The organism is Anaerocolumna sedimenticola (assembly GCF_009931695.1).
Taxonomy (GTDB): Bacteria; Bacillota; Clostridia; order Lachnospirales; family Lachnospiraceae; genus Anaerocolumna; species Anaerocolumna sedimenticola.
In genome coordinates this window covers 63,108-75,578 of the sequence record NZ_CP048000.1, presented here as the reverse complement: position 1 = coordinate 75,578, position 12,471 = coordinate 63,108, and the positions used below count along the sequence as shown (strand labels likewise).

8 protein-coding genes and 1 pseudogene are annotated in these 12,471 nt (G+C 40.6%); 8 read left to right on the top strand and 1 reads right to left on the bottom strand.

Annotated features, from left to right (window positions below; all coding sequences use genetic code 11):
* Nucleotides 1-43 precede the first annotated feature (43 nt).
* Nucleotides 44-955 (bottom strand): AraC family transcriptional regulator, encoded by a 912-nt coding sequence (locus Ana3638_RS00265; RefSeq protein WP_161835994.1) that lies wholly within the window; start codon nt 953-955, stop codon nt 44-46.
* 487 nt (nt 956-1,442) lie between these two features.
* Here Ana3638_RS00265 and Ana3638_RS00260 point away from each other — a divergent pair.
* The 8 genes and pseudogenes from Ana3638_RS00260 (at nt 1,443) to Ana3638_RS00230 (ending at nt 12,425) form a co-directional block, all read left to right on the top strand.
* Nucleotides 1,443-2,839: pseudogene (locus Ana3638_RS00260) on the top strand (family 4 glycosyl hydrolase).
* Between the two features lie 477 nt (nt 2,840-3,316).
* Nucleotides 3,317-3,637: a DUF1961 family protein gene (locus tag Ana3638_RS00255; protein WP_161835992.1), complete on the top strand. Its 321-nt coding sequence runs from the start codon at nt 3,317-3,319 to the stop codon at nt 3,635-3,637.
* 37 nt (nt 3,638-3,674) lie between these two features.
* Complete coding sequence (locus Ana3638_RS00250; RefSeq protein WP_161835990.1) at nt 3,675-5,882, top strand: helix-turn-helix transcriptional regulator; 2,208 nt, start codon at nt 3,675-3,677, stop codon at nt 5,880-5,882.
* Between the two features lie 250 nt (nt 5,883-6,132).
* Nucleotides 6,133-7,095 carry an ABC transporter permease gene (locus Ana3638_RS00245; protein ID WP_161835988.1) on the top strand — a complete coding sequence of 321 codons (963 nt, stop codon included), beginning with the start codon at nt 6,133-6,135 and terminating at the stop codon, nt 7,093-7,095.
* Between the two features lie 17 nt (nt 7,096-7,112).
* The gene (locus tag Ana3638_RS00240; protein WP_161835986.1) at nt 7,113-8,021 is read left to right on the top strand and encodes a carbohydrate ABC transporter permease; all 909 of its coding nucleotides are present in this window, start codon (nt 7,113-7,115) and stop codon (nt 8,019-8,021) included.
* Between the two features lie 28 nt (nt 8,022-8,049).
* On the top strand, nt 8,050-9,651 hold the full coding sequence (locus Ana3638_RS00235; protein WP_161835984.1) for an extracellular solute-binding protein: 1,602 nt from the start codon (nt 8,050-8,052) through the stop codon (nt 9,649-9,651).
* Between the two features lie 102 nt (nt 9,652-9,753).
* Nucleotides 9,754-9,987, top strand: coding sequence for an RIFT barrel domain-containing protein (locus Ana3638_RS25630; RefSeq protein ID WP_281352862.1), 234 nt, complete (start codon nt 9,754-9,756; stop codon nt 9,985-9,987).
* A 56-nt stretch (nt 9,988-10,043) separates the two neighbouring features.
* The gene (locus Ana3638_RS00230; RefSeq protein WP_281352861.1) at nt 10,044-12,425 is read left to right on the top strand and encodes an exo-rhamnogalacturonan lyase family protein; all 2,382 of its coding nucleotides are present in this window, start codon (nt 10,044-10,046) and stop codon (nt 12,423-12,425) included.
* Nucleotides 12,426-12,471: the final 46 nt, after the last annotated feature.

Here is a 12,471-nt window from a genome sequence, read left to right as displayed (position 1 = left end):
ATTATAAGTTTATAAGCCTACTTAAGCTTCAAGATTAGTAAATTTATGATTTAGTGGCAACTCCCTCTGGTTCCGTTTTTTTATCCCGCATGGGCTGATTTGTTTTCTTGTATTTCTTACGATATTTTAAAGGTGAAGTTTCCGTAAAATTTGAAAACACCTTTTCAAAATAAGTAATACTTTCATACCCTAAGGAAGCGGAAATTTCAGTAATGCTTAAATCAGTTTCCAATAGCATTTGCTGTGCTTTCTGGATGCGGTTTATATTAATGTACTCACTGACCGTAAAACTGGTAACTTCTTTAAAGATTCGGCTGAGATAGCATTTACTGATAAAGAAACGTTTTGCGAGATCATCCAGGGATTTGACTTCCGTTGAATTAGCCATGATAAAGGATGCTACTTCACTGACTTTCTTATGTTTTGCAGTTTTGGCAAGATTTGAGACCTGTTCGGTATTATCATGCGTAGTTCTCCTTAATGCATAAACTAAAAGAGAACAGAGTTTCATCATAGCCATAGCAGTGTAATGAGGCTGTTTTTGATGCAGCTCATCAGCCATGCCCAAAAGCAGGGATTTCACATAATGCTGTCCGTTATTGTCCAGTTTAATTACCCCATAATTGGATGAAAAAAAGTCAGATAAGGAAATACCGCAGGAGGATAAGAGAAAGGTTTGAAAGGGTTCTGCTTTTAATTCAATTAAGATACGGTCGTGGTAAGACTTACCGGCGACACCGGTTTTATGTATCTGACCTTTATTTATAAAAACAATACTTCCCTCTTTTACAAGATAAGTTTGATTTTCAATGAAATAATAGCGTTCTCCTTCCAATAAATAATAGATTTCATATTCGTCGTGAACATGCTTCGTAGGCATGTTATATTCGTAGTCACGTATAATACGGTCAATGCAGATTCCGTCCATGGTTTCTTCAAAAACAATTCGTCTCATGTGAATACCTCCTTGTTATAGTTTTTTAAATCTACCTTATAATTAATACGGATTTCATTGCTCCAGCTGCCTTTAGGGCAAGATTAGCGATGAAATTGTATTAATCATATACTTGATAAGTACAGGGATGATGTTTCGTGATTACCTTTATTGTTGAATATAGTCAATATAGTTGAAAAAACAATAAAAATAAGCAATATTATATAAGATTATTATACCATATTATATTATAATGTCTAGCATAAACATAAATTTGGTGATAGATTTAGTTACAGTCCGGCCATAGACACCACGAGGAGTTTTTTGTGAGTGAAGTAAAGCGGAAGTCACAGAAAACCCGAGATTGACAGGCCAGAAATTATGCTGATGCATAATTTCTGTGCATAAAATGTTGCTATAAAGCCGTAAGGATGAATAGTAACTAGATTCACACCTCCTGATACAAGTGTTTTTATAGCACATAAGGGAGTAAAGGAGAGGAACAAAAATGGAATATCAGAATAATAAAGTAAAAGATTTAAAAATATCCTATATCGGGGGCGGTTCCAGAGGCTGGGCATGGACTTTCATGACGGATCTGGCATTAGAACCGGCTTTAAGCGGAACAATCTGCCTGTATGATTTGGATAAACACGCTGCAAAAAATAATGAAATAATCGGAAACCGTTTGCAAAACCGGAAAGAGGTCTGCGGCAAATGGAAATATACTGTAGCATCTGATTTAAAGGAAGCGATGACAGGTGCTGACTTTATTATTATCTCTATCTTGCCGGGAACTTTTGATGAAATGGAAAGCGATGTTCATCTTCCGGAACGCCTTGGAATTTATCAGTCCGTAGGTGATACGGCCGGCCCTGGCGGAATTGTCCGTGCGCTCAGGACCATTCCTATGTTTACCAAAATAGCGGAAGCAATCAAAGAGTATGCCCCGAAAGCATGGGTTATTAACTATACCAATCCAATGTCCTTGTGTGTAAAGACTTTATATCATGTATTTCCTGAGATTAAAGCCTTTGGATGCTGCCATGAAGTATTCGGTACCCAGAAATTACTGAAACATATTACAGAGGAATCTTTGGGAATAAAAGATATTAAACGGGAAGATATTTATGTTAACGTTTTAGGTATTAACCATTTTACCTGGTTTGATCATGCTTCTTATAAGGGAATAGATCTTATTCCCGTATACCGTGATTACATCGACAGCCATTTTGAAGAAGGTTATCACGAAAATGATAATAATTGGGCAAACAGTATGTTTGATTGCTATCACAGGGTTAAATTTGATTTGTTCCGTAAATATGGTTTAATTGCAGCCGCCGGTGACCGTCATTTGGCAGAATTTATGCCCGGTGAGGAATATCTTAAGGATCCGGGGACGGTAAAGGAATGGAAATTTGCTTTAACTACGGTGGCTTGGAGAAAAGAGGATTTACAAAACCGACTGGCTAAGAGCCAGAGGCTTGTGAACGGGGAAGAAGTGGAATTAAAACCGTCCGGTGAAGAGGGAATACTCTTAATTAAAGCCTTATGCGGTTTGGAACGGGTAATCAGTAATGTAAACATACCGAACAAAGATCAGCAGATAACAAATCTTAACAGTAATGATATTGTAGAGACAAATGCAGTCTTTGAACGGGATTCTATTCGCCCGATTATTGCAGGGACTCTGCCGGAAGCTGTATTAAATCTGATAAAACCCATGTTGAAAATCATGAGGCAGTATTAAAAGCAGCCCTAACCTGTGATAAATCTCTGGTGATAAAGGCCTTTTTAAATGATCCTTTAGTAAAGGGCAGGGCATCCGAAAAAGAGGTTGCGAAACTTGTAGATGATATGATACATAATACAATTACGTATCTGCCGGAGGGATGGACGAAATAATGATTGTATATAAGTAAATGATAAAATAAATAAAAAGTAAAACTAAATAATTTTGCAAAAGTATGGTTCAAAACTGTTAGTGTATGTTAATGTTTTGAGCCATATTTTTATTTTAGGCAATTTTCCAAACTCCTTGAATCCTTATAGAAAAGTCTGTTTTGTAAAATAAATACAATCAGGGCGGATTCTGCTCGCCGTTTTATATTATCAAAATAACCCGCCGGCTGCCGCTTAGGATGGAATAAGATGATAATTTTGATTATATATTTCTGTAAAATCATTGTATTCTGCATAGTGCGGAGCTTTTATCTGATTAGAACAGGATAGAAAATGATAATTTACAAAAAAAAGAGAACGGATATACAATTAGTTTATAAGCTGGTATGATTTCTCTTTTCACTTGGGATAATTGTACCTGCAAAATCTTCAGAATATATTTCAGGTGTATAGAAAATTTTGCTTAGGATTGGAGAAAAGATGAAAAAATTTGATTCGGCGGTGTTACAGGAAAGATTAATATATCAGAACCGGCTGGAAAAGCCAGCGGATATGGATGGATTTATTTTGGAAGGACAGGCGGATATTAACTTTGAAAATAATAGCATGCGTCTTAGAAATGCCTTGGATAACGATATGGGGCAGAAAGCAAATTATGTTCTATGGTGCCCCGAGGTGTTTCCGGAGAACGTGAAAATTACGTGGGAATTCAAACCGGTGACGGATGTGGGGCTTTGTATCCTGTTCTTTGCGGCAGCTGGCTCCATTAGCAGCGGAATACAGGAACCTGATGGTATATGAGTTAACCTGATATATCGGGAAGGAGAAGAAGTTTGGTATGGGGATAAAAATGAAAGGGAAGAGAAACAGGAATATGGTTAAGAAGATTCTGGATTCTTTAACCTATGAAAAAAAGATGTTTGTAAAACTATTGATGCTGGTTACGATTCCTTTAATTATTATGGGAATTGTCTCCTGCAATATTTATATCAGATCGGAATCAGGAAAGAGAAACCTTGTACTCAGTGCCTATAGTGATGAAATAGTAAGGGAATATGAAGATATTCTTTCAACCCTTAAGGAATATTATATTGATGCGACAAACGGCGATACTTTTAAATGGCTGGTACGCCAGAATGAAATTCCATATTCCCAGTACAGTAATATGAAACAGGTGCAAAGATTACTGAAAGGCAACTATTTTATGGAAAAGTACATAAGTAATTATGAATTTATCAATGTCACTTCCGGCTGGGTGTTTAATGACTACGGTCTGTTTTCCTATGAAGAAACTGAGAACCGGGAAGAGGCGGATGATTTTCTGAATGAACAGAAAAAGACGCAGCGCTCTGTTTACTGGTTGAACAGGGAGGACAAAAGTACTCCAAAGGCCGGTAATATCCGGCTCAGTTCTTCCGTTGATACTTCCGGCTTGCTTTTCGTGTTGAAAAAAGAAAATGGGGCTAATGGAATATCCTGGATCATACTGATACAGATTGATGAAAGAGTGCTCAGAACCATGGCCGACAGTTACGATAAACTGGGATATGATGTCACGATTTTTGGAAATGACAAGGTCTTACTGGAAACCAATAGAGAGATGACAGAAAATTATCTGTCAGAACGGGTTAAAAGTTCCGGAACATACAGGTTTGACAGCGGGAAAAAGTATAACATTAATATAAGGAAGCAGGATACTGCCGGACTGACCTTTGTGGTAGGGTATGATACGTCAAAAGTAAAAAAAGATGCCTGGTCTTTTGTTTTGGCTTCCTTTGTGGTAATCGCCGTCTTTGCGTTTCTCCTGGTAATTATACGCCTTACGGCAATGGCATTATCAAAGCCGCTGCTGATGCTGCAGAAATTCGTGGATGATCAGAATACACAGATCAAAGAATTGTTTGTATCCAATCTGCTGAAAGGAGAACTGAATGCCGAAAGGATAGAAAGTAACTATAAAAAGTATGGGATTACACCTTACCCGGCATACCGGATGATTGCCATGGCTTGTAAGAGAGGAGACAATGAATTAAAAGAAAAGTACGGATTAATCTTTAACGGGCTTTCGGAAGAACTTAAGAGCCGGATATTCATTACTCCTGTCTATTATGAGGATAAGCTGATTTTCTTGGTTGGAGCGGAAAATAACATGGAGGCGGATAATAAAACGGTAACTCTTTATAAAGAGATTAAGGATTATATGGAAGATTGCTTCGCTTTGGTGACGGCCTCAGGAATAAGCCAGGCATTCCATAAGCTCCACCATATAAGAAGAGCTTATTGTGAATGTGCGCAAGCCCTCTATAATAAGGCAAATAAAGAGGACATGGAAAGTTCCTCGCTGGCCCTGTTTGATGATTATTTAGCAATGAATTCAGGTGACAATGTTTACGATATGATTATAGAAAATGAATTAATCCATGCTATAGATAGCTGTAAGGAAGAAGAAGCCGGACGTCTTCTGGAATTAACTATTGACCGTTTGGAGATGAAAAGTGTGGTGGGCATTGAACGTAATTTTTATCTTACCAGGCTTTTGACGGCAATGCTAAGTATACCCGGATCGGCAGGAGTCGCACTTTCTGATGTATTTGACAGTGAGCAGTATAATATTTTGAACCGTATTACCCAGATCTATGGAAAGCAGGAAGCAGTAAAAACCATCGGACAGGAAATTATATGCCCAATTATTCGTAAGCTGTCGGAAAAAAGGCAGGAGGGAGAAAAATCTGAGATTTTAAAACAGGTAATGAAGCTTTTAAAAGACAGCAAAGGGAACATCACCCTGAATGAATGTGCAGACCGGTTATGTTATCATCCTAATTATTTAAGCAAGGTTTTAAAACGTGAAAAAGGTATTACATATACCGATATGGCAAACGAAGAAAAATTAAAGCAGGCCAAGTATATGCTTTTGACTACGGAACATTCCGTGGCGGAAATCTCGGAAAAGCTGCAATATAATAATGTACAAAATTTCATACGCTTTTTCAAAAATCATGTAGGATTTACCCCTGCAGCTTTTCGCAAAGAGCACCACAGATAATGGAATAAAATGATAAGTTTAATTCGAGACCTCCATAAAACCGCAATATAAAGCGGGATATGGGGGTTTTTATTATGAAAAAACAGGTTAGAAAATGATTATTTACAAATATTAATAGATGAATATACAATGTGCTTACAAAGTCAGAGATGGAACCTAAAAAGTTAGACAAAATGACGAACTCTTGACGTCCTGTAAGAAAATCAAACAAACATATTTTAAAATTATAGCAAGGAGAAGAAAACATAATATGGAAAAAGAACAAATAAGACCCAAAGCAAGACCTGAAAGCTGGAAGATTGTTTTTATGAGACATAAGTGGCTTTATCTGATGATTATCCCCGGCGTACTTTACATGCTGATTTTTAATTACCTGCCAATGGGCGGTTTGATTATGGCATTCCAGGATTTCAGCCCATATAATGGAGATTCCGCTCTCGGAGCCTTTATCCATAGCCCTTTTGTGGGAGGGGATATATTTAAGAAATTTTTTACAGGACCTGATTTTATAAGGATACTAAAAAATACGTTGTCCATATCAATAGCCAGTTTGATTTTTTATTTCCCGGCTCCCATTATACTGGCACTTTTTTTAAATGAAATCCGAAGTTTACTCTTTAAACGTGTTACCCAGACCATGGTATATATACCCCACTTTATATCCATGGTAATCGTAGCCGCATTGACCGCGCAGCTTTTTAGCACCACAGATGGTTTGGTCTATCACATATTTGAACAGATATTTGGCCGGCAAAATGCACCGGATATTATGTCTGATCCTAATTTGTTTGTACCTATGCTAATCGGTCAAAGTATGTGGAAAGAGACAGGATATGGAACGATCATCTTTTTAGCAGCTCTCTCCGGAGTGGATGTCCAGCTCTATGAAGCAGCGGAAGTGGATGGTGCTAACCGGTGGAAGAAGATGTGGCACATTACCCTTCCTGCTATCCGCTCTACCATAGTAATTATGCTGATTCTGAAAGTCGGAAATATCCTGAATACGGGTTATGAACAGATTTTCCTGATGCAGAATTCCATGAACCGCACGGTTTCCGATGTATTTGATACCTATATCTACACGAAAGGTGTTGTAAACGGAAACTATTCCCTGGCAACGGCAGCAGGTATGTTTAAGTCTGTGGTAAGTATGATTATGGTACTGGGGGCAAACCGTCTTGCCAAAGCTTTCGGTGAGTCAGGATTTTATTAAATAAAGGAGAAGGTAGTATGGTTAAGACTAAGATAAAATCAACAAAAATAAAAAGAAGCCCTGGTGACCAATTTGTTCAGGTACTGATTTACCTGTTTGTGGGAGGATTCGCCCTGATTGCACTGCTGCCATTCGTATACATCGTGGCAGGTTCCTTTGCAACGGAACGGGAATTGACGGAACGTGCATTCTTTTTGTTTCCCCACACCATATCACTGAATGCGTACCAATACATTCTAAAAACAGGAGAAACTTACAGGGGTCTGATGAATTCTGTCATTGTAACCAGTGTTGGAGTGGTAATCAATATGGTTTTTTCCTGTACTCTGGCTTATCCGCTGTCACGGCATTATTTCCGGGGCAGGACGTTTTTTACCAATATGGTCATTATTACGATGCTGTTCAGCGGCGGAATGGTACCGTCTTATATGCTGGTTGCCAATGTACTCCATCTTAAGGATACTTTCTGGGCTTTATGGCTCCCGGGGGCTATTAATCCTTTTAATATGATCATTATAAAGAACTATTTTCAGGGGATACCCTCGGAGCTGGAAGAGGCCTCCAGAATGGACGGATGTAACGACGGACAGATTTTCTTAAAGATTATCCTTCCATTGTCCAAACCGGTTCTGGCCAGTGTTTCCCTGTTTTATGCAGTCTCTCACTGGAATTCTTATTTTAATGCTATGATGTATATTTCGGACAGGAATAAGGAAGTTATTCAGATTGTGCTGCGCAGGATTATCTTTTTGACATCTGCCGTGGCAACGGAAAGCGGATTTGATTGGGGAGCCTTTGGTATGCCGCCGGAGAAAGCCGTTAAGATGGCAACTACCGTGGTGGCTACGGTGCCTATTTTGCTGGTTTATCCATATATTCAGAAATATTTTACCCAGGGAGTTATGGTTGGCTCTGTTAAAGGTTAAATATAAATATAAAAAAGGAGATGTGTATATGAAAAAGAAATGTAAAAAAGTTTTATCCGTAATACTTACCGGTGTAATGATTTTGTCATTGTCTGCATGTGGAGGAGGGCAGAGCAGTCCCACTGGAAATTCATCCAATTCCGTAAGCTCCTCTGATTCTGCGGCATCCGGAGAAGAAACCGCTTCAGGGGAAAAACCGGTAATTACCTTTATGGTCCCTTCTTTTTATGGAACCGATTTGAAGAATGAACATTCGGATGAAGTAATCGCAAAGTATGAGGAATATACGGGAACCCATGTGGAGTGGCAGTGGGAATCCAATGATACCTATAGTGAGAAGATGGGTCTTACCCTGATGGATAAGGATAACATGCCTATGGTTCTGACTGCCAGCGGTAATTTAACGGCTAATGTGGTAGATGCGGCAAAAAAAGGAGCTTTCTGGGATTTGACACCTTATTTGAAAGATTCCAACAGCTATCCCAACCTGTCCAAGGCAAATGAAAATGTATTAAAAGCCCTGACGGTGGATGATCAGATCATCGGCATTTACCGTGCAAGGGTAATCGGACGTTACGGATTTTCCTACCGTACGGACTGGGCACAAGCTGTAGGTATTACGGAGGAACCGAAGACGATTGAAGATGTTTACAACATGCTGTATAAGTTTACATATGAGGATCCCGACGGGGATGGAAAAGATGATACCTATGGGATGGAAATGACCAAATATACGGGACCAATTGATATTATCCAGACCTGGTTTGGCTGCGGCAATGAATGGGTGGAACAGGACGGTAAACTGGTTCCGGTTCATCAAACGGCAGAATACAAAGAAGCCTTGAAATGGATGAAGAAGATTTATGATGAAGGTCTGGTACGTAGGGATTGGGCGACCGTTGATTCAGGAACGTGGAGCGAAGGCTGTAAAAAGGGAGAGGCCGGAGTATTCATTGATGTAATGGACAGCGGTAAGAGAATATGGGAGTATTTTATAGATAATGATGTGAAATCCGTAACAAATCCTTCCGAGAACGCCTCTATGACCATGGTAGGACCGATAAACGGAGCAACTCTGGCAACCAGTGGTTTTAACGGATATTTCCTGATTACAAAATCCGGAGCCAAAACGGAAGAGGATGTTAAAAACTGCCTGCATTTCCTGGATAAGATGAATGATAATGAGATGCTGGTATTAGCAGACTATGGACTGGAAGGAATTACTTATGACCTTAATGCAGATGGTAATATCGTACAAAAAGGAGGTTTGGAGCCTCAGTATACCCCATCCTCAGGCCTAAACCAGTCGATATGTTATATACCTAATCCGGCCAGCACTTCACCCACAATGGTAAAAACGGAACCAATGATGGCACAGGATGCGGCATATGCAGTAAACGAAAAGGTAGCTGTCTTTAACCCGGCTCTTGGATATCTGGCAAATTCTGAAGTGAATGCGGAAGTCGGTACGGATATAGAGCAGATTATTGAAGACGCAAGGACCCAGTATATCTGCGGACAAATTGATGAAACCGGTCTTGATGCGGCGGCGAAGCAGTGGTTGGAGCGCGGCGGTGACAGACTGGTTCAGGAAATCAATGAACTTTATACGAATGACACAGCAAAATAAGAAATAAGGAATTAGGGCTTCAAACGTGTCAAAGCGGTTGGAGCCTTTTGCAAGGGCTGCCTTTGACAATCTTTTCAATCTGAAAATAACGGAGGTAAATGAATGAAACTGCATAATCTGGGGAACAGGAAGAAAACCGGATATACCACCTTTGGCTGCATATGGGAAAAGGGAAGGTGTACAAAAGAGACGGAATATATATTAAAAAATAAGAGTGGGGGAGAGGTGCTTAAACAGACACGGATAACGGCATTCTGGCCGGACGGTTCCGTAAAATGGACTGCCCATACGGCAGATGCGGCACTTCTTAAGGATGAAATAGAAGTCCTCCCATAGATGAAATTAAAAACTCTGCCGGGATGGAATCAAAAGGCTTTCCAGGAGAAAATATCATGGATAACAGGGAGAAAATTATTATCCGAAGAGATGGAGGTAAACTGAAAATCCATGCCGGCAGCATGGACATTGAAATAGAACAAGAGGGCAGAAAGCTCTTTGATTCAGTCTCTTATGCCGGAAAAGTCTATCTGACGGATGGGGAATCCGTGCTTCTTCTGGAAGAACCGGCGTTATGGGAAGGAAACCCGGTCAGGATTGAAAAAAAATACCGGCAGGGAATAACGGAGGTCAGTATTGAGGAAGAGGGGGAACTTCAGGTAATTATAAAATATACGGGGTATCATGAACTGGCTGAGGGAGAGCGGAAAATGCCCTTTATTATCCGTATGAAAGTTGGACTTAACAGCCCACGGCTGGATTTTGTCCACACGTTTCTTTATGATGGTGATGAAGACAGGGATTTCTTAAAAGGGCTTGGAATCAGTTTCCGGTCACCATTAACAGGAAAGATTTATAACCGTCATGTAAAATTTATGGGAGATCACGGTGTTTTTCATGAAAGTATGGCACAGCTCCTCTCCTGGAGACCCAGGGTACCGGATGAAATTTATGAGGGTCAGATCCGGGGGCAGATGCTTCATTTGAAAAGAGAGGACAAGGAGCTAATAGACGGGATTTTAGAGGATATGCCTTTTTGGAGTGAATATGATTTATGCCAGGATAGTGTGAACCATTTTTCAATCAGGAAGAAAATAAAGGATGAGAACTGCTGTTATTTAGACTGTCTCCATGGAAACCGGACGGAGGGAGGCGCTGCGTTCGGTTCGGAATACGGATCTGTCCTGCTTTCAATCCGTGACTTCTGGGAGAAATATCCCTCCGGTTATACTTTCCGGAATCTGGACGGAGAATGTGCCGAGGCCGTGATGTGGATGTGGTCCCCGAAAGCAGAAGCCATGGATTTCCGCCATTACGCCAATCGGGGTTATAATCAGGTCTATTATGAGGGGTATGATTATAAAGGAGCAACACCATATGGAATCGCCTGTACCAGTGAATGTTCGGTAATGCTCTCAGAGAAAATGATACCGGAAGATGAGGAAATCAGGGAATTTGCGGAGGTTGTAAAACGCCCGGTACAATATGCGGGAACCGCAGAGTATTACCATAAGCTGAAAGCCTTTGGGTACTGGTCATTGCCGGAACGTAAAACCCAGATGGAAAACTGGCTGGAAGACCAGCTTGACCGTGCGGTGGAATTTTATACGACAGAAGTCAGGCAGAGAAACTGGTATGGAATGTTTAATTACGGGGATTTTATGCATACCTATGATAAAGAACGCCACCAGTGGCGGTATGATATGGGTGGTTATGCCTGGGACAATACGGAACTGGTTCCTACCTTATGGCTATGGTATGCATTTATGAGAACCGGCAGGGAAGATATCTTTATTCTCGCCGAAAAGCTGTCAAGACATACTTCAGAGGTGGATGTTTACCATATGGGCAGGTACAAGGGCCTGGGTTCCCGCCATAATGTCAGGCACTGGGGGTGCCCGTGTAAGGAAGCGAGGATTGCAATGGCAGCCCATCACCGCTTTTATTACTATCTGACCGGAGACCGGAGGATGGAGGATATATTTGAGGAACTTAAAGACAACGAAATGACTTTCCTGAATAAGGACCCGCTGGCTGATTTTTATGAGAAAGAGAAAATGGTTTATCCAAGCCATGCCAGAAGCGGTCCTGACTGGTCTTCTCTTTGCGCAAACTGGATGACCGGATGGGAGCGCTTTAATGATAAGAAATACAGGGATAAGATAATCACCGGTATTGAAGATATCAAAAAAGCACCGCTTAAGCTGGTTTCCGGGCCGGATTTTGAATTTGATCCGGTAAGTGTCCATCTAAGGTATATCGGAGAGAGAGCTGCGGGGGGAACCCATCTTCAGATCTGTATGGGCGCACCGGAAGTGTGGATGGAGCTTTCGGATCTTATTGAGGATGAAGAGTGGAAAAAGATGATGGCTGATTACGGAAGGTTTTATTTTTTGCCGAGGGAGCAGCAGCTTAAAGAATCTGGCGGAATCATAGGAGAGCGGGAATTTAGCCTGCCATTTATGGCAGCTGCTATGGGTGCTTATGGAGCCTGGTATCTAAAGGACGAAAGACTGGCGGAGAATACGTGGCGGCATCTCCTGCATACATTAATCCATGAGGGAAACCATGACGGATTTAAAACAGTTAAGGTTGTTAATAAGGGGAATCAGGAAGAATTAATGGAAATTCCGTGGATCTCCACTAATTTTACGGCCCAGTGGTGTTTGAATATAATTGTTGTACTTGAATTTGTCCGGGACTATCTTCCGGATACCCTTAAAGAAACAGATAAATTCGTGGAAGTGATGATAAAAGAAGAATTCAGAAAGGCATAACCGGAATGCCTGATTAGCAGCCTTAAATGCAGGAAGGAGATATAGA